Source organism: Nitrospirota bacterium (assembly GCA_030645475.1).
In the GTDB taxonomy this organism is placed as follows: Bacteria; Nitrospirota; Nitrospiria; order Nitrospirales; family Nitrospiraceae; genus Palsa-1315.
On the sequence record JAUSMA010000055.1, the window covers coordinates 12,042 to 30,094 of the forward strand.

At 58.1% G+C, this 18,053-nt stretch carries 15 protein-coding genes; 6 read left to right on the forward strand and 9 right to left on the reverse strand.

What is annotated here, in order from left to right; genetic code table 11:
• Nucleotides 1–32: 32 nt before the first annotated feature.
• Both Q7U76_09410 and Q7U76_09415 read left to right on the forward strand, forming a co-directional pair.
• On the forward strand, nucleotides 33–713 hold the full coding sequence (locus Q7U76_09410; GenBank protein MDO8356592.1) for an FKBP-type peptidyl-prolyl cis-trans isomerase: 681 nt from the start codon (nucleotides 33–35) through the stop codon (nucleotides 711–713).
• A 404-nt stretch (nucleotides 714–1,117) separates the two neighbouring features.
• Nucleotides 1,118–2,968, forward strand: coding sequence for an ABC-F family ATP-binding cassette domain-containing protein (locus Q7U76_09415; GenBank protein MDO8356593.1), 1,851 nt, complete (start codon nucleotides 1,118–1,120; stop codon nucleotides 2,966–2,968).
• A 54-nt stretch (nucleotides 2,969–3,022) separates the two neighbouring features.
• Here the strand turns inward: Q7U76_09415 and Q7U76_09420 are convergent, their stop codons facing one another.
• The 3 genes from Q7U76_09420 to Q7U76_09430 form a co-directional block, all read right to left on the reverse strand.
• A complete protein-coding gene (locus Q7U76_09420; protein MDO8356594.1) occupies nucleotides 3,023–3,637 on the reverse strand; it encodes a response regulator in 615 nt (204 codons plus the stop codon).
• A gap of 25 nt (nucleotides 3,638–3,662) precedes the next feature.
• Complete coding sequence (locus Q7U76_09425) at nucleotides 3,663–6,341, reverse strand: PAS domain S-box protein (GenBank protein MDO8356595.1); 2,679 nt, start codon at nucleotides 6,339–6,341, stop codon at nucleotides 3,663–3,665.
• 284 nt (nucleotides 6,342–6,625) lie between these two features.
• Nucleotides 6,626–6,763 (reverse strand): hypothetical protein, encoded by a 138-nt coding sequence (locus Q7U76_09430; GenBank protein ID MDO8356596.1) that lies wholly within the window; start codon nucleotides 6,761–6,763, stop codon nucleotides 6,626–6,628.
• A gap of 225 nt (nucleotides 6,764–6,988) precedes the next feature.
• Here Q7U76_09430 and Q7U76_09435 point away from each other — a divergent pair, with 225 nt between their 5' ends.
• The gene (locus tag Q7U76_09435; protein MDO8356597.1) at nucleotides 6,989–8,239 is read left to right on the forward strand and encodes a murein transglycosylase domain-containing protein; all 1,251 of its coding nucleotides are present in this window, start codon (nucleotides 6,989–6,991) and stop codon (nucleotides 8,237–8,239) included.
• Between the two features lie 47 nt (nucleotides 8,240–8,286).
• Here the strand turns inward: Q7U76_09435 and Q7U76_09440 are convergent, their stop codons facing one another.
• Complete coding sequence (locus tag Q7U76_09440) at nucleotides 8,287–9,864, reverse strand: hypothetical protein (protein ID MDO8356598.1); 1,578 nt, start codon at nucleotides 9,862–9,864, stop codon at nucleotides 8,287–8,289.
• A 530-nt stretch (nucleotides 9,865–10,394) separates the two neighbouring features.
• Between Q7U76_09440 and Q7U76_09445 the strand changes: the two genes are divergently transcribed.
• Nucleotides 10,395–11,519 (forward strand): hypothetical protein, encoded by a 1,125-nt coding sequence (locus tag Q7U76_09445; protein ID MDO8356599.1) that lies wholly within the window; start codon nucleotides 10,395–10,397, stop codon nucleotides 11,517–11,519.
• Between the two features lie 149 nt (nucleotides 11,520–11,668).
• Here Q7U76_09445 and sigZ read toward each other — a convergent pair whose 3' ends face one another.
• Nucleotides 11,669–12,277 (reverse strand): RNA polymerase sigma factor SigZ, encoded by a 609-nt coding sequence (gene sigZ, locus Q7U76_09450; GenBank protein ID MDO8356600.1) that lies wholly within the window; start codon nucleotides 12,275–12,277, stop codon nucleotides 11,669–11,671.
• A gap of 34 nt (nucleotides 12,278–12,311) precedes the next feature.
• The gene (locus Q7U76_09455) at nucleotides 12,312–12,758 is read right to left on the reverse strand and encodes an ArsI/CadI family heavy metal resistance metalloenzyme (GenBank protein ID MDO8356601.1); all 447 of its coding nucleotides are present in this window, start codon (nucleotides 12,756–12,758) and stop codon (nucleotides 12,312–12,314) included.
• 382 nt (nucleotides 12,759–13,140) lie between these two features.
• On the opposite strand from Q7U76_09455, the gene Q7U76_09460 reads away from it, so the two are divergent.
• Nucleotides 13,141–14,745, forward strand: a complete 1,605-nt coding sequence (locus Q7U76_09460) for an NAD(P)/FAD-dependent oxidoreductase (GenBank protein ID MDO8356602.1) — start codon at nucleotides 13,141–13,143, stop codon at nucleotides 14,743–14,745.
• Here the strand turns inward: Q7U76_09460 and Q7U76_09465 are convergent, their stop codons facing one another.
• The 3 genes from Q7U76_09465 to Q7U76_09475 are packed head-to-tail and all read right to left on the reverse strand — an operon-like array spanning nucleotide 14,746 to nucleotide 17,055.
• The gene (locus Q7U76_09465) at nucleotides 14,746–15,987 is read right to left on the reverse strand and encodes an FAD-dependent oxidoreductase (GenBank protein ID MDO8356603.1); all 1,242 of its coding nucleotides are present in this window, start codon (nucleotides 15,985–15,987) and stop codon (nucleotides 14,746–14,748) included.
• A gap of 29 nt (nucleotides 15,988–16,016) precedes the next feature.
• Nucleotides 16,017–16,607: a DNA-3-methyladenine glycosylase I gene (locus Q7U76_09470; GenBank protein ID MDO8356604.1), complete on the reverse strand. Its 591-nt coding sequence runs from the start codon at nucleotides 16,605–16,607 to the stop codon at nucleotides 16,017–16,019.
• Between the two features lie 34 nt (nucleotides 16,608–16,641).
• Nucleotides 16,642–17,055 (reverse strand): hypothetical protein, encoded by a 414-nt coding sequence (locus Q7U76_09475; GenBank protein ID MDO8356605.1) that lies wholly within the window; start codon nucleotides 17,053–17,055, stop codon nucleotides 16,642–16,644.
• 208 nt (nucleotides 17,056–17,263) lie between these two features.
• Between Q7U76_09475 and Q7U76_09480 the strand changes: the two genes are divergently transcribed.
• A complete protein-coding gene (locus Q7U76_09480) occupies nucleotides 17,264–18,046 on the forward strand; it encodes a carbon-nitrogen hydrolase family protein (GenBank protein ID MDO8356606.1) in 783 nt (260 codons plus the stop codon).
• Nucleotides 18,047–18,053 lie beyond the last annotated feature (7 nt).

Consider the following 18,053-nt stretch of genomic DNA (forward strand, 5'->3'; position numbering starts at 1 on the left):
CGCTGCCGTCACATACAAAGAAAGGACAGCTCATGCGCTTCGTTGTCTCCTGTTTGATCGCCTTACTCAGCCTTGGAACCAGTGCGGCATTCGCTGCAACTCCGGAGCCCACGAATGATGAACAAAAAACCCTCTATGCCCTGGGATTGGCCATTAGCCAATCGCTTGGCGCCTTCAGCCTGACCGAATCGGAGCTTGATCTCGTGAAGTCCGGCATCACAGACGGGGTCTTTAAAAAAACTCCCAAAGTAGAGCTCCAGACATTCGGCCCCAAGATACAACAACTGCAACAGGCCCGCGCGTCGGTCGTCGCAGAAGTGGAAAAGAAAGCGGGAGCCACGTTCCTCATGAAAGCCGCCGCCGAATCCGGTGCCAAGAAAACCGAATCCGGTGCAATCCTCATGACCATCAAGGAAGGCAAAGGCGCGAGCCCGAAAGCCACGGATACGGTCAAGGTGCACTACCATGGCACACTGACCGACGGGACGGTCTTCGATAGTTCCGTCAAGCGGGGCGAACCGGCCACGTTCGGACTGAACCAAGTCATCAAGTGCTGGACGGAAGGCGTACAAATGATGAAAGTCGGCGGCAAGAGCAAGCTGACCTGCCCGTCGGCTCTCGCCTACGGCGACAAAGGCGCGCCCCCCACGATCAAACCAGGCTCGACGCTCATCTTCGAAGTCGAACTCCTCGAAATCGTCGCAGCCAAGTAACTCCACAGGGTAGTCCTCACAAGGTCGAGCGGGACATTCTCCCGCTCGACCTCGTACCCTTCACTGCGCACGTCCACTCATCCGTTCCTCCCCGAAGCCAGTAAGGGCGCGAGGAGCTTTCGACTGCGGCCGTCGAGCGAAGTTACAGATGGCCATTCCAAGCTCGCTCGTTACCTCTTCAGGGATGGGGGCCGGTTGATCTTCCACTGCGCGCGTCCAACGAGGGCCTTCTGAGGCTGCGCGTTGCGCGAGCACGGAAGATCATCGGCCCCCATCCCCGCCCCCCTTGTAGTTCTGCCGTTTACCCCGTACACTGATAGCTTCGCGATCCAGCCTGGCCTGAATAGTCCTGCCCGATCGTCCATTCAGCAATTTCGTTCACCATTCATTCGGTCACTAGAGCTATGCCACCAATAATTCTCTTGAGCTGCCAGTCCATCAGCAAAACCTACGGCGTGAAACCGCTGTTCTCCGATCTCTCGGTCGGGCTAGCCGAAGGCGATCATGTCGGGTTGGTCGGGCCCAACGGCTCCGGCAAATCGACCTTGCTCAAGATCATGGCCGGACTCGAAGAACCGGATGAGGGCACCAGATCGGTGCGCAGGCAACTCCGCATCGGCTATGTGCCGCAAGAACCGTTATTTGACGGAGCCCATACGATCGAAGAAGTGCTCGCACAGGTCCTGATCGACGAAGGTCTGGACCCCCATGAACATAGCGGCCGCACGTCCGCGGCCCTCAGTCTGGGAGAGTTTCCTTCAGCCGACCAGGCCACCGCCGCACTCTCAGGAGGATGGAAAAAACGCCTCGCCATCGTCCGCTCGCTGATGCTGGAGCCGGATGTCCTTCTGATGGACGAGCCGACCAACCATCTCGATGTCGAAGGGATCCTCTGGCTGGAACGCTTGTTACGGGCCGAAGCCCGCGCCTTTCTCGTCGTCAGCCACGATCGGCGTTTTCTGGAAGCCGTGACGTCGCGGATGATCGAGATCAATCGCAGCTACCCCAACGGGGCGTTCGAGGCCAAAGGCAACTACAGCGACTTTCTGGAGCAGCGGGATGCTGCGCTCCACGCACAAGCCAACTATGAAGCGTCATTGGCTAATCGAGTCCGGCGCGAAGTAGAGTGGCTCCGCCGCGGTCCCAAGGCCCGCACGACGAAAGCCAAATCGCGCATCGACTCAGCCGGTCGTTTGATCGAGGAACTGAACAGCGCCGACGCCCGGAAAGACCAGGGGACGGCCGGCATCAATTTCACCTCATCGGGACGCAGGTCGAAACAGTTGGTCGAAGCCACACAACTCTGCAAATCGCTTGGTGGAAGGCCGATCGTCACGAATCTCGACCTGCTGCTCGGACCGGGCCAGCGGATCGGATTGCTGGGTCCGAACGGAAGCGGAAAGAGCACGCTGCTGAAGCTGGTGGCGGGCACTATGAAGCCGGATGCAGGCACCGTCACCCGCGCAGACAAGCTGCGCGTCGTCACGTTTGAACAACACCGCGAATCGCTGGACCAATCCTCCTCGCTCCGGCGAGCCCTCGCCCCGCATGGCGACTCGGTGGTCTATCAAGACCGCGAGGTGCATCTCGTCTCCTGGGCGAAACGATTTCTTTTCCGGGCGGAACAGTTGGATCTCCCGGTCTCCCGCCTCTCCGGAGGCGAACAAGCGCGGCTACTCATCGCCAGGCTGATGCTCCAGCCAGCCGACCTCTTGATCCTCGACGAGCCGACGAACGACTTAGATATTCCGACGCTGGATGTGTTGGAAGACAGTCTGGTGGAGTTTCCAGGCGCCTTGATGCTGGTAACACACGACCGATGGCTCTTAGACCGCGTCTCCACTATGCTACTCGCACTGGACGGCACAGGCCAGACCGAATGGTTCGCCGACTATGCACAATGGGAATCTGCACAAGAGCGCATGAGGGAAGAGCAGAGTCGTACGGCGACGTCACGGCCATCCAAAGCATCCCGCGCCGAGTCTGACGCGACGCCAAAAGCCAAAAAGACAGGCCTGTCCTATCGGGAGCAAAAGGAATGGGCGAAGATGGAGCAGAGGATTCTCCAGGCCGAAGAGACCATCGCAACCTGTCAGGCCGCAGTGGAAGATCCCGCCATCGCCTCCAATGCCGCGGCGCTACAAGAACGATCCGCCGCACTGGACGCAGCGAAAACAGCAGCAGAACGGCTCTATGCACGCTGGACTGAGCTCGAAGGAAAACAGACGGAGTCGGCAGGCCAGCCCCAGGCCTGACCGCTGCGGTTCATCTGGCTGGTCTCGTCAGACCAGATCGACCAGAACAACGCGTTATCCTCCGCAACGAGTGCAGACTCCTGACGTAATCTTGGCATTGAGCTTTTCTTCCAGATAGTCCTCAAGTCGTAGCCAGAGCCCGCCGCTCGTCCGAACTCGTTTGCACTTGGCGCAAAGGCAGAGGGTCCCTCGAAGCGTTTTCAGTTCTTGCACAGTCCGGCCCAACTCCTTCGTCTTGGCATCAAGTTCGCGCTCGCGCTCTTCCCGGTTATCGTATTCCTCCTTCAAGGTCATCGCCATCGAGACACGCGCCACCAACTCTGCTGGAATCACCGGTTTTCTGATGTAATCCGTCGCACCGGCCGTGTACGCAGCAGTCAGATCAGACGCATCTGTTTGTGCCGTCACCACAATCACAGGCAGATGTTCGAACCGCTCTTCCGACCTGATGCGCCGGCAGGCCTCCAGCCCATCCATATCGGGCATCAAGAGATCCATCAGCACGACGTCGACTCGAGCGGAGGAACGGCCATCGGCGCCGATACCCAAATACTCCAATGCCTTCGCGGCCGACTCCGCAAACAACAACGATCGATAGCCTGCAGCCTGTAGCGTGGCCGCCAGCATGTCGCGCTGCTCTTCAAAATCATCGACGATCAGGATACTCATCGCGGCGTCTCCTTGTGGTTCCTTATTACAAGTGGAATATGCCGTCACCCGCTTCCGAACAGGCCCCTTCAGCCTCCCGGAGCGCCGCAACCAACCGCTGCACTTCCACGGTCACTCGCTCGAAGTCATGATCGAGGGCAGCCGCCTCAAGGGCGCTGCCGATCAATCCTATCGTGTCTAACCCGTACGAACCCGCAAGCCCCTTAATGCGATGGCCGATTGTTCGAATCGTATCGGCATTCTGCGCGACGATCGCGGATTGGAGGATCGTCACATCCTGCTGCCGATTACGCACGAATTTTGGACGAAGCGCCTGCAGGCTCTGCTCGAACGTATCCTCTTTTCCGGCTCGCGGGCCCTCACTCGGACCGGATACGGTCTCTTTCCTCGGCGCAACCATGTATCGCTGGATCACATCGAGAATCGTCGCGACCTTGACGGGTTTCGTCACAAAGTCGGTACAACCGGCCAGCAAACTGTTCCGTTGCGCCTCGCCATCGGCATTCGCGGTCAACGCCACGATCGGAACCCGGGGCCGGCCCTGCGTCTCCTCCCAAGCCCGAATGGCTCGCGTCGCCGCATACCCATCCATGCCGGGCATTTGGAGGTCCATGAACACGAGATCGTATCCGCCCGTCTGATATCGTTCGACAACGCCGGTGCCGCTGGCGGCGCGATCCATCCTGTGGGGAGTCCCGCGAAGATACAGCGCCATCAAATCTTGAGACTCCACGCAATCCTCAGCGAGGAGGATCTTCAAGCCTCTCTCACCCGGAACCTGACCGCCTGCTGTCGCCATCTGGACTGGCAGGGCCTCTCGCTCGGACAGGACTCGCTGCGGCTGATTCTCCGTCACCACCTCAAACCGAACAATTACCGTAAAGGTGCTGCCCAGCGCAGGCTTGCTCTCGACCAGAATACGTCCTCCCATCAGGCCAACGAGTTGCTGACAGATGGCAAGCCCCAAACCGACTCCACCATAGGACCGGCTTGCGCGGGAATCGACTTGCAAAAACCGATCAAAGATCTTTTCGTGCTGCTCGGGAGGAATGCCGATTCCGGTATCTGCCACCACAAATCGCACGGTGCCTCCGTCCGGCGAATCAGGCACCGGCCCGACTCGGACCTCCACGCCCCCCTCTGCCGTAAATTTGACGGCATTCCCGATGAGGTTGAGCAAGACTTGCTGGAGACGCAGGGCGTCTCCCAGAACGAGTGCCGGAAGACCTGGATCGGTGGACAACGAAAGAGCCAGCCCCTTCGCCTGGGCTTTCTTGGTCAAGAGCCCTACGGTATCCTCGACCAGTTCTCGAAGCGCAAACGGCTCTTGCACCAACTCCAGCGTGCCGGAATCCACTTTGGCCGCCTGCAGAAGATCTTCAATCATGCGGAGCAAGCCGGAACCGGCCTTCTCGCACCGCTTCAAGAGATCGGCCTGATCGGACGAGAGCGGAGTCCGGAGCAGAAAATCCGTCAGGCCGATGATCGCGTTCAACGGCGTCCGCATCTCATGGCTCATATTCGCGAGAAAATCACTCTTGGCTTGACTGGCTTCTTCAGCCGCTAACCGGGCTTTCACAAGCGCGACCTCGATCTCTTTGCTTTCAGTAATGTCCTCCGAGATACCTAGCAGATATTGTGGCGTGCCGAGGGAGTCACAGATCGGAATTTTCTTCGTATGGAGCAGGCGCAGGCCTTTGGCCCTGCTCTGAATGGTCTCTTCGGGAATATTGACCAGCGTACCGCCTGACAACGCTTCACGATCTTTCGCCGTAAAAAAGTCGGCCTCTTCTTTGGAGAAGAAATCGTAGTCATTCTTGCCCAGAAGGTCCGATCGGGAATAACCGAGCAATTCTTCGCCGGCCTTATTCAATCGCACAAAACGAAGATCCTTGGCGTCCTTGACGAACACCATATTCGGCAAATGCTCGAACATGGATTCGATGAACGCCGTGGTCTGCCGAAGCGCATCCTCCCCTCGTTTTCTCTCGCTAATGTCGCGAATGAACGACGAGAAGAACATCTGCTCGCCGAGGCGCAGAGGGATCACGGTGAGCTCAACAGGAAACTCCTCGCCGCTTTTTCGGAGGGCCGTAATTTCAATCCGCCGTCTGAGAATCGCTTCCTGTCCCGTCTTGAGATATCGCTGCATCCCTGCGGCATGGGCTGCGCGATATTGCACCGGGATAATCAGTTCCGCCAGAGTCACACCCACAGCTTCCGCCCGCGTAAACCCAAACGCCACTTCCGCTTGCGGGTTCCACTCGACGACCAGGCCGCGTTCGTCCATCGTGACGACGGCATCCAAGGCGCCTTCTACGATCGCGTGGATCCGCGACTCCGCTTCGAGCCGGGCACGCAACGATCGGCTATCGAGATACAGCAGACCCGCCATCAACCAGAGAGTCCCCACACCGACCGCCCGATTAAAGACACCCGCAGTCGGATCTCCTGCCTTCACCAATAAGACCGCGCCACTCAAGACCAAGACCGACCAGAGCAGCGTGGAGAGAAGCAGCACCCGCGAGGGATAGAACCGTGACACCACGAATGCCAGAAAGAAGTAGAAAACCCAGGGAGCAAAACCAAGCGGGACGTAGAGATCGAGGAGAAAGGTGCCGATGGTGGTGACCCAGACAAATGCCGGAACTACAGGCTTCAGCCTGACAAACCACGGATGAGTCATCAGTTCAAGGTTCGGCATGCTTCACATCACCGGTATAGAGGGATGCCCTTCGGAAAAATCACAGTCGGCCTAATTCTTCTATCGATGCGAAATCACCAAGCTCAAGCCATGTCACGACCTTCCCTCGCAGAGAGCAGTCAAGAAAATGGCCAAAGGGCTTGGCGCGATACCCTCAAGGAAAATATAACGTCAAAAAGTGGGTAGACCTACGTAATTCAAGAAATGTACAAACCGAGGGAAACCGCCCTGCCGCCATGGATCGGACAGCAGGGCTTCGCAGAAATACCGAGATACAGAGAGGGCTATTCGAGCGGAATACGAGTCCTGTTCTGAGCCAGCCACTGGTCGAATGTCTGCAAGGCGGGGTTCAACGCGCGCGACTGGTCGAGATTACGCGCTCCGCAAAAGACCGATTCAAAGTCACGTTTGAATTGAAACATGTTGCCCAGATCCTCGGCCCCAGGGAAACCAAAGCTACGATACACCTTGGTGTCACGGCATTATAGCGCACGGATTGGCTCAAGGCCTTAGCCAGCGCGGCGGCCATCTGTACACCGGTCAGGTGCTCGCCTGCGATGCCGACCGTCTTGCCGATATATTCACGCCCTTTCTTGAAGATGCCAAGCGCGCACTTGTAGCTTGCTACAAATTCTGTACAATGCCCCATGCGCCCATCAACCTCGCTCACCACATTGCTCATCGCCACCCTTGCCTTCGCCACAGCAGGCTGTGAGACAACCGACCGGATCCTCACAACCGCGGAGCAAATCGCGAAAGGCCGGACCGGCCAGACCATCATCGATCTTGCCGAGGGAAAAGACCCGGCACAGATCGCCAGGCAACGTCTCGACCAATACGCGCGCGATCCTGAAGCGCTGCTCCGAGATCTGCGCGCCGCACAGAAAGACTTTGAAGCCATTCTCACCGCCCTCGGGGTGAACGTCGGAAAGACCTGGGGAAAAGAGGAGGTCAAACTCCCCGAACAGAAGAAATATGTGAAGTACACGCAGAACTACAAAAGCCGGGCGATCGTCGACTTTGACGCGGGCGAGATCCTGGTCGAGACGCTGGACGAGCAGGATCCCCAACGCAGTCTCAAGAATGCCCTGGTCACAACGATCCTGACGCCGGAAGATCCCCGCGCAGTCGATTTATTTTCCGACAAAGAAATCGTCCTCACCGGCGACAAAATGCCCTACTTGTACGGCCTTGTTCTCGATCAGCAACGTAAACCGGTGCGCACGCCGGCAGAGGCCGAGCCCTTTGCCTCCTACCTTCTTGAAAAGAAATCTGCGACGCGGGTGATCGACCAGGAGGGAACCAAGAAAACCGCCCACTACGTCAAGATCCCTATGGTGTCCAATCTCGCCGTGAAGCAGGCGGACAAGTACCGAGCGCTGGTACACCAATTCGCCGAACAATACCGCATCAGCCCGAGCCTGGTCTTCGCCGTCATCCGCACCGAGAGCAACTTCAACCCCTATGCCGTCAGCTCAGCCCCGGCCTACGGACTCATGCAACTGGTCCCCACCAGCGGCGGACGAGAAGCCTACCGGAAGGCCAAAGGCAAGGACGTCTCGCCTTCGCGGGAATACCTGTTCGATCCCGCCAACAACGTCGAGCTAGGGAGCGCCTATTTAAATGTCTTGATGTTCAACCAACTGGAGAGTGTGACGCACAATGTCTCACGGGAATACTGTGTGATTGCAGCCTACAATACTGGGCCGAGCAACGTCTTCCGCACGTTTTCGCGAAACCGGACTGAAGCCGTCAACCAAATCAACAGCCTCCAGCCATCCGGCGTCTATGACCAGTTGCGCAAAAAGCTGCCCTACGAAGAGACCCGCCACTACTTAGAGAAAGTCACCGGCTATCGCAAGGCCTTCATCAGCTCGTCGGAAAACCCCGGCCACTAAGCATCACCACCCTATAGGCCCTGTTCACGGGCGCACAGGGATACAGATCAGTACCACAACGCCCACTGACCGAACTCGCTCGACCCCAGAAATTCTTTGAGCTCCTGAGGCGCTGACTCTGGCAGCAACGACGCCAGTAAACCATGCCCGCCCAATGCGGCAAGTTCTCGCCACAGTTCGTCAGGCAGAGGTCCGTCGATGGACGACTGCATGATGCCGGTCAGGACATACAGCAGAATCGACAGATTGTGGGAGGTGGTGAGGTCATAGGGATAGGAATAGGTCTTGGAGAACTGAAGGTTTCTGAGTATGTCGACCACCACAAGTTCATCCCGCACGCGATCAGGATGGAGATCGAGCGACATGCCTTTCGGCAGACGGGTGAAGCCTTGCCGGTCCCAGGCAAAAATTCTGGCAAGGTAGGTTCGCAACGTTTCGCGATATTCAGCCGGCAATATCCCCGGTGGCTCCTCCAGCCACACACCCACATCGATCGGCTCATTCCTGCGTAGCGCATGCAGCAACCGATTGCCCGCATAGAGACGCTGGCGAAGCGGCACTTGGGGCTTTTCAAGCAAATCGAGCAACACGGTCTCAATCTGACGGAAGGACTCCCAGGGGATCTCCAGGCCAGGCGCGAGGCGAAAACCGTTCGGCTTCCGCACCGGAGCAAGAAACAGGCGCTCGCGCACATCGAACTGACGCTCTGCCAACAAGGGCCCCAGACGATTCCGGACGCTGCCGCACACCAGACTCGTACTGACGGAGACGCCTTCAGGCGTCTCCGCAAAGGCAAAGGGAAACACGCCACAGGGTCCGAAGGGCTGGTGACCAAGCGTCTCATGGATTAAACATTGGCGCTGTTCATCCATGAATCGGCACGTCTCGTGATTATCTTTTAGCTGCAACTGACCGTCCGCACGAACCTCCAACTTGGTGCCCTTGAGAGCCGGCTTGATATCCTCCCACGGGATCGCGTCGATCAGGACTTGCGCGGCAGGAGCTAACGCGATGTGGTAGTCGAACTTACAACAGCCACCGCTCATGTGGCAGCTAAAGCGCGACTCGGGCAGAAAGCTCAGATGCACACCCGACTGCCGAAACAGGCGACAGTACGAAGCATCCAGGGAGCTCCGTGGGAGAACTGGCTGATCGGAGAGCATCCAGGGATATTCTGCGAGCGTCTGTACGAGCCCCTGATTGTAGGACCAATTCTGCACGTCGGACGCGATGGTGCACCACCCTACGCGCCACTGCCCACCATCGCGACGAATCCCCAACCCCACGATCGCAGATTGGCCGTCGCCCAACTCCATGGTTCTGAACCACCCCACCACCGCACTCTTGTCTTCTTCCACGTTCTCTGCAAGCAGGTCGACCTGATCGAATACCGGCAGCGTCCCGATACCCTGCATGCACGCGCGACGATGTGCCTGCGCAAAAGCCTCTACGTCCGTTTCACCTTTTCTGAGTACGCGTCCTTCGAGCGCGATGGGAGCTTCATCGGCATAGAGATCGTACAATAATGGGCCGCCGTCAGGGTCGGCATGAGCCGCAAGAAATTCCTGGAAGAGGACCAGAACAACTGCGACCTCCTGCGGCAACGGGGCGAGTACTGGGATCATCGATCCTCCTTGGGATTCGTTACGAGCATGAGAGAAGAGCGCGCACGTGCCGTCGCCTCGTACGCCCTGCGGATAGATTGCGCGCTCGAATGTCTCCCACGAGCGATCTGCGTCATCATCCCGTGGTGCTTAGCCGATATCGCAAAGGATGTGCCTCACATGCCCTGTGCCGTCTGCAGTGAATTCTCATGACCAACTGACTTTCTGAGAGCAGTTCAGATGCTGTACAGGATTAATCTGCCGAGTTGCTGGGCAACTTTCGACCTAAACAGGGATCGTGGCTCTGAGAGGAATCCCCCACCGGGCCATGTTACTGTTCGGCAATCTCTAGGTTGAACCAACGACAAATAGCTATCCCCCGATCACGCCGACCGCACTATTCCAAACTGGAAAGCCCTACCTCTGTAGGGGGAATTAGGGGACAATTTGCATGTCATTTTAGTTGACGTTTTTCCGCCAAGTACGGTACGAAAGACCGGCGCGAGATTACCTATGTAGCGGCATCTCAAAAATTAAATTTGGAGGACTTCGTGAAAGCTACTCCCCATATCGCACGGTGGGCGTTTATGCCGGCATTGATGCTCCTAGCTGGCTGTGCAGACAAGGGCGTGTATAACCTACAGACCCCTGCCGCATCTCAGATTGAGCAATATGTCGATGCGACCAACGTGAGCAAATTGCCGAACAAGCGCCTGGCTATCGCCAGTTTCGGCGTAGAATTCCAGACGAGGGTCTTCCACGAAACGAAACAAAAGCGGGGAGGCGATAAGCCTGCCTCTATCACGACCGTCGACAATGTCGAGCAGGACGCCCTGCAGAAGATGACGGACGATCTCTACGCAAAGCTGGTAACCGATCTCAAGGCTGCAGGGTATGAGATCATCACTCCCGATGCGCTCAAGGCGCAGCCCAAGTACCAACAATTGACCGGCGATGCCCAAGCCTCGGCTGCGCCGCAAGCCATCACGTTCAAGCTCGAAGGCTCCCACGGAGGTCTCGGCGATTTAATCGTCGAAACCCTCGGCGCCGAAGGTACCTGGAGCAAAGCGACCGTCTTCTCGCCCGCGGCCACAGGGTTCTATCTTCCTGCTACTGGCGCAGGATCGAGGCTGGAAGCATTTTCAGCCGCCCGTCTGGCAGGTAACCTGGCCAAGACCGGTGAAGTGGCCGCAAAAGGCGGCACTCGCGGAACACTCACGGTGCCCGCACAAGAACAGCAACTCGCCAAGGACCTCAACGCCTCTCTCCTCAAGGTCTACTATGTCGTGAGCCCCGTCCGGACGTGGGAAGACAGCGGAACCTTTCCGGGGAAAGACTGGCCAAAAGGCAAAACCCTGAAATACGAGATGGGAGCCCTGTCTCTGACGGACCGCCCTATGATGGGGAGCTATCTCGCACGTGGTAATACCATTATCGGGGAGGGCGAGACCCATTGGGCGATTCGAACATCAGAAGGCACAGGATTCGGCATCAGCGGCGGGATCGGTGGCGGCATGCTCGGCAAGAAGGGAACCCCGCCAAAGGACGGCGACGTGTTGGTCCAACTCAAGAAAGATGTGCAAATCGATGCGGCCGATGAGAGTACGAGCGGCATCCAGGCACATCTCAAAGCCGTTCAGGAGATGTTCATCGCAAAGTTGACAACAGGGAAATAGGATCGATTCCTAAGCGACTCGTGGGGGCACCGCATACAATAGTGTGGTGCCCCTACAGTTTGATTATTTCCCCACGCAGATTTCCCCCCGTACACTGACGAGAATCCGCCCATGTAGCCCTCTCAAATATGACGCTCCAGCGCCGCCCCCTAGTCCGTCGATCCACCACAAGGATCACCGCCGGCACCGCGCACCTCATAGTCAATTACCTCGCGGCGGCAATCCAAATGGATCAAACAACAGTCATCCAGCATCTGTTTGAGCAATTTCCGCCCTCGCTGCACACGTGACTTCATTCCAGACAACGAAAGACCTAAGCGCGTTGCTGCAGCCTGCTGGGTAAGGCCCTCCACCTCAACCAAGGTAACCGCCTGCCGATAGTCCTCCGACAACCGCTCGATCATAGGACGGAGACAGCCGGCCAACTCCCTGCGGAGTTGACCGGAATCCTCAGACGATCTCACAGACAGGGACACAGGATACAACGTCTCAAGGTCGCTCGCGAGGCCGACCGGCCGCTCAGGTTGCTTGTCTTGCACACGGTAATAATCAATGATCGCATGCCGCGCAATCCGATAGATCCACGGCAGCAGACGACTGTGATCCTTGAGCCCCCCAAGCCCTCGCTGCATCCGGATGAAGACCTCCTGCGAAAGATCTTCGACTGCCGCCTCATCGGTCACACGTTTCCGAATGAAACCGTGCAGCCCGCGTTGGACCTCGCCCCAGATATGCTGACTGTCCGGCATCATGCTCATCACCCTCCGGTGTCTGTTTATACGGTAACTCCCCTTATGAAGCCGTGCAAGCAGCAGACCTGGCCGCTCCGTTGCTCTTCGGCACACAACAGCCGGTATTTTTCAGTGGCCCTGTCACCTCTAACTGCTCAAGTACGGTGAAGACCTCCCACACGTTGCCGTCTGGGTCCGTAAACCAGAGTTTGTCCTGCCGCGCGAAGCAACAGGCGATGCCCTCTTCAACCTTTCCCAAAATGCCCTGTTCTTGCAGCCGTTGTTTCCACATCGCGATCTCATCAACCGATTCGACTTCGATGCCAAGATGGTTCACCCTACTGACCTTCTCTGGAGATGACACCAGCGAGAAATTCAGGGCCGGCTCCCTCAGATCGAACTTGGCATAGTCCGTCGTCTGTTTCTGCGGCGCCACACCGAAAACCTTCCGATAGAACTCAACCGAAGCAGGCACGTTGCGCACATCGAGAGACAGGTGAGGTCTCATGGGGTTCTCCTTTCGAGTGAACGGGAAGGCACCATGCCTCCCCTCACTTCTACAGACGGAGGAATCCTGAAAAGGACGCAAGAACCGACTGGTTAATCTGGTTTGTTTGGTCTATCTCGTTTATCTGGTTGAACCAGACCAACCAAATGAACCAGAGAAACCACGGCCGCTATGGAGAGCCGGACCCACTTCATGTTCACAACTTAGTGCGCTACACTGCAGGCTGCAGATACAGAGAAACCTTGTACAGGACGCTCAAAAGGGCGATCCAGCAAGGCCGCAGGCGAGTCGAAACCGGAGGCGTACCCCAAGGGTACGTTGAGGATTTCGATGAGCCGAGAACGATGCTGGTGGACGTTTTCAGCGTCCTGCAGGAACAGGCATGAGAGATAAGAGCTACGACGCGATTATCATCGGTGCCGGTCACAATGGACTCGTGACGGCTTGCTACCTGGCCAAGGCTGGATGGAAAGTCCTGGTGCTGGAACGCCGCTACATTGTCGGTGGCGCCTGCGTCACGGAAGAAACCTTCCCCGGCTTCAAGGTCTCCACCGCCGCCTATGTGAACAGCCTCTTCCGGAAAGAGATCATCCAGGATCTTGGCCTCGAGTCCTACGGACTGAAGATTCTTGAACGCAATCCCTCCTCGTTCACACCTTTGCCCGATGGCAGGCATCTCTTGCTCGGTCCCGATCCTTCGCTGAACCATCGGCAGATTGCCAAATTCAGTCTCAAGGACGCGAACGCCTACCCAGCCTATGAAACCATGCTCGAACGGATGGCGATGGTCCTCGAACCGCTGCTGACCATGCGACCTCCGAATCTGGCGAAACTTGGCCTGCAGGACCTCTGGACTCTCTATCAAGCAGGAAAACCGTTCCAGGCCATGGGGCCTGCCATGAGTGAGGCCTTTGAGATCCTCACTGCCCCGGCGCGGCAAATTCTCGATCGCTGGTTCGAATCGGATGCACTCAAGGCCACCCTCGCCACCGATGCCGTGATCGGGGCGATGGCCTCCCCTTCAACTCCGGGAACCGCCTACGTCCTCTTCCACCATGTAATGGGAGAGACAAACGGGAAACGCGGCGTCTGGGGCTATGTGCAGGGAGGCATGGGCGGGATCACCCAATCATTGGCAGCCGCCGCCCGCGACCTCACGGTCGAGATCCGTTGCGAGGCAGAGGTGGCAAGAATTCTCGTGAATGACGGCACCGTTCGTGGAGTGGCCTTGGCCAACGGAGAAGAATGTTATGCACCGGTCGTCGCCAGCAATGCGGATGCGCAGGTCACCTTCACCCGCCTGCTGGATGCAAAGCAGCTTCCACAGGAATTTTCAGACGCAATCAGCCGCATCAGCTATGACAGCGCCTCGCTGAAGATCAACGTCGCACTGAGTGAACTGCCTGACTTTCTCGCCTGCCCCGGTCTGGAGCCAGGCCCGCACCATCGCGGGACTATCCACATCAGCCCGGACATGGACTACATCGAACGGGCGTTCGACGATGCCAAATATGGACAGCCCTCCCAACGGCCCATTCTGGAATGTACGATCCCCTCGGTCGTGGATCCCACGGTGGCCCCGCCAAGCCGACACCTCATGTCGATCTTCGTGCAGTATGCCCCCTACAAGCTGCGTGGTGTCACCTGGGACGATCTACGGGAGAGTTTTGCCGACCGTTGCTTCGCCCTCTTGAACGAATATGCGCCGAACTTTCAGCGTGCCGTGATCGCCCGGCAAGTCCTGACACCGCTCGATCTCGAACGGACGTTCAATCTGACAAGCGGTAATATTTTCCAGGGTGCGATGACCCTGAACCAGCTCTTTGCCTGCCGGCCTGTGCCGGGATTCGCCGACTACCATACCCCCATCAACGGCCTCTATCTCTGCGGCGCAGCCGCCCATCCTGGCGGAGGAGTCATGGGCGCAGCCGGCGCAAATGCCGCGCGGGAAATTCTCCATTCCTCACGCCGTTTTCCCCCCTTCTAGTCAGCCTCCAGCCTGCAGAGTCTCTACGGCGGATGTCTGCACATGCTCCGGCCGAAATCCGAGTCCGATCATCCGGGCGGGAATCCGGCGGAGGGATGGAAACCGTGCCAGCAGCCGGACCGCGAAGGGCGGCATACGTTTGCCCGATCCGCTGAGGACCGGCCTGATGACGCGATTCTGAATCGCGAGCTGCACTCGCTGAGTCATGTTGGTCGGCCACTCACGCCGCTGCTGAACCAGCTGAAGATCCTGAGTGGTTAATTGTCCCGCACGGAGGGGTGCAGCCAGCAGATTCGCCGTCGCAACCGCATCCTGAATGGCGAGATTGATGCCAACCCCACCGACCGGAGACATGGCATGAGCCGCATCGCCAATGCAGAGAAGGCCTGGGCGATACCACTGGCGCAGTCGGTCAACTTGAACCGTCAAGAGCTTGATCGGCTCCCAATCGTGGAGTTCGCCGACACCGTCGGCCATGAACGGCGCGAGCTGTGCAACCGCATCACGAAATGCCGGTAGCCCTTTCGCCCGGATCTGCTCCAACGACCCTTTGGCAATCACGAAGCCACATTGCCAATAGTCGCCGCGATTCAGCATAATAAAAATTCGACCAGCCTCGAACCGGCCAACCGGGTCTACCGGATCGCTTGGCCGCCTGGACAGACGGAACCACAGGACGTCCATGGGTGCGCCGAATTCTTCCACCGACAAGCCCGCGTGGGATCGCACGGTCGAGTGCCGCCCGTCCGCTCCCACCACCAGACTCGCCCGCACCTCAAGCGGACCATCCGGCAGGTTCGCCCGAATCCCCACCACAGAGCCAGCCTCTTCGATCAGGCCCGTGACGTCGGCCTGCATCAGCAATTGAAAGCATGGATATCGAGCGCCCTCCTTCGCGAGAAAATCCAGAAAGTCCCACTGCGGGGTGAACGCCACGAATCGGCACTGTGTCGGGAGAGTCGAAAAGTCCGCAACGGTCAGCGCCAGGTCGCCGAACTGTCCATTAATCCGCGAAACTTTCTGATGGGGCAAGACGAGGAATCGATCCAACAGGCCCAATTCATACAGCACCTCAAGCGTCGAGGGATGAATCGTGTCGCCCCTGAAATCGCGAAGAAAGTCGGCATGTTTCTCTAAGACCGCCACCTCGACGCCTGCACGGGCCAAGAGCAGACCCAGCATCATTCCCGCCGGGCCGCCACCTGCAATGCAGCAACGCACCGACAGGGTCTTCATAGCCAGGACTCCTTCTTTACTGCAGACGAAGACCGCTAGCGACGAGAACGGATGAAGCAATCGGCCGTGTGGTCATCCACAAGACCCGCCGCTTGCAGGTAGGCATAGATGATCGTGCTGCCGACGAAGCGAAAGCCTCGCGTCTTGAGATCTTTCGACAATGTGTCGCTCACCACATTTGTCGCCGGAACGTCTGACATTCGCTTCCAACGATTGACGATCGGCTCCCCGCCGACAAACGACCAGACGTAGGCATCAAACGAACCGAACTCCTTCTGCACTTCCAGAAAGGCTTGCGCATTGGTCACAGCCGAGTCGACTTTGAGCCGGTTGCGAATGATGCCGGGATTCGTCAACAACTCGGCCTGCTTTGTCGCCGTGAATCGCGCCACCTTTTTCGGATCGAACGCTGCAAAGGCTCGACGATAGCCCTCTCGCCGTAGCAAGATCGTTTCCCACGTGAGGCCCGCCTGAGCTCCCTCTAGCAGCAACATCTCGAAATGCTTCCGGTCATCGTGAATCGGCACCCCCCACTCACGGTCATGATAGGTGATGAAATGGGGCTTGATCCCGACCCAGCCGCAGCGGGTCTTCTCATCCAAAATTGCAGGAGCTAGCTTGGTCATCGGCGTGGATTCGGCTTCAACCTCCAACCGCCTTCTATGTCGAGATGATAGTCATAGACCATTTCGGCTTCATGCGACCGAAATCGGTCCGCGCGTGGTGCCGAAGTGCACGATTCGAATCGAGTACGACCGGCCCGCCAGGCCCACGCCAAAACACCACCCAATGCCAGAACGCACGGCCCCGGTCTTCGTGCCATTTAATGGCCAGCAACGCCAGATCCGGCAAGGCCTCCCATGAGGTAAAGCGCGCCTCTGTTCGAGCCAATCGGAAACCATATTCCTTGAGCAGCCGACGGACATGGTCCGTCTCGGACCATAATGCCGGATCGTCGGCAACGATGCCGAGCCGATTCGCCATCCGCTTCGCCTGATCGTAATTGATGCCCGCCAGCGCTGCCACGCTCGCAATGCCGCAACCGGTTCGTTCGAGCTGGACAACTGGTTTCATACACACCTTAACATGCACTACGTTCCACGGTGACTGCCACCCGGTTCAGAAACCAACTCCCGCCTGTATCCTTCGCCACAACAACCCGCGCATTCTTCCTCGATCCCGACACCCTGTCAAGACGATGCCATTGCCGATTTCTGGTATCAGGCCTGCCTTCGCCTGTGGTACGTTCGAAGCATACGCGCCAACCGATGAGTCGAAGACCATGCCGATAAACACATTACGCATCGCGCTGCTCCATCTCGCGCCGATCCCGGGCGACCTCGCACGGAACCGGCGGCTCGTCGAAACGGCGGTGACCGCGGCCGCACGACTCGGCGCAACCTGGATCATCACACCCGAACTCATTGTCACGGGCTATACCTTCGCCGACAGCATCGGAACGGAATGGATTCTGCCGCAGCCCGACTCGTGGATGACGCACATGTCCCGGCTCGCGGCCCAACTGCGCGTGACCCTGTTCCTCTCCTGCCCCGAACAGGACCGGAAGTCCGGCAAACTCTACAACAGCCTCTTCGTCATTGCCGCGGATGGGACCATCCTCGGCGCACATCGAAAAATTCATACCTTGCGGGTGGGATCTGAAGCTTGGTCGACACCCGGCACAGAAGCTATCGCCCTTCCCGTCGCTCCGTTCAACAGAATCGGCATGATGATCTGCGCGGATGCATACACTTCGGTGATCGCTCGAACCCTACAGGCTCAAGGAGCCCAGTTGCTGATTTCGTCAGCCGCCTGGGCCCCGGGCCATCATGGCCCGAACGGCGAATGGGAACGATGTACCGGCGACACAGGGCTCCCGCTCATCGTCTGCAACAGGACCGGACCAGACAAGACCCTCGATTTCCGCCAAGCCGAGACGGTCGTGACGAAGGACGGCCGACGACTCCTGTCGTTATCGTCGGCACGATCGGCCATATTCACAATCGAGTGGGATCTAGAGACGCAGACGCTGGCGACGCAGGACTACCACACGCACTTCCTCTAGCCGCCGG

Excerpts from the sequence above, each read along its gene's own strand:
- Q7U76_09470 (MDO8356604.1), bottom strand. The coding sequence starts at position 16,607 with ATGACCAAGCTAGCTCCTGCAATTTTGGATGAGAAGACCCGCTGCGGC.
- Q7U76_09440 (MDO8356598.1), bottom strand. The coding sequence starts at position 9,864 with ATGATCCCAGTACTCGCCCCGTTGCCGCAGGAGGTCGCAGTTGTTCTG.
- Q7U76_09410 (MDO8356592.1), top strand. The coding sequence starts at position 33 with ATGCGCTTCGTTGTCTCCTGTTTGATCGCCTTACTCAGCCTTGGAACC.
- Q7U76_09415 (MDO8356593.1), top strand. The coding sequence starts at position 1,118 with ATGCCACCAATAATTCTCTTGAGCTGCCAGTCCATCAGCAAAACCTAC.
- Q7U76_09435 (MDO8356597.1), top strand. The coding sequence starts at position 6,989 with ATGCGCCCATCAACCTCGCTCACCACATTGCTCATCGCCACCCTTGCC.
- Q7U76_09455 (MDO8356601.1), bottom strand. The coding sequence starts at position 12,758 with ATGAGACCTCACCTGTCTCTCGATGTGCGCAACGTGCCTGCTTCGGTT.
- Q7U76_09425 (MDO8356595.1), bottom strand. The coding sequence starts at position 6,341 with ATGCCGAACCTTGAACTGATGACTCATCCGTGGTTTGTCAGGCTGAAG.
- Q7U76_09475 (MDO8356605.1), bottom strand. The coding sequence starts at position 17,055 with ATGAAACCAGTTGTCCAGCTCGAACGAACCGGTTGCGGCATTGCGAGC.
- Q7U76_09420 (MDO8356594.1), bottom strand. The coding sequence starts at position 3,637 with ATGAGTATCCTGATCGTCGATGATTTTGAAGAGCAGCGCGACATGCTG.
- sigZ (MDO8356600.1), bottom strand. The coding sequence starts at position 12,277 with ATGAGCATGATGCCGGACAGTCAGCATATCTGGGGCGAGGTCCAACGC.
- Q7U76_09480 (MDO8356606.1), top strand. The coding sequence starts at position 17,264 with ATGCCGATAAACACATTACGCATCGCGCTGCTCCATCTCGCGCCGATC.
- Q7U76_09430 (MDO8356596.1), bottom strand. The coding sequence starts at position 6,763 with ATGTTTCAATTCAAACGTGACTTTGAATCGGTCTTTTGCGGAGCGCGT.
- Q7U76_09460 (MDO8356602.1), top strand. The coding sequence starts at position 13,141 with ATGAGAGATAAGAGCTACGACGCGATTATCATCGGTGCCGGTCACAAT.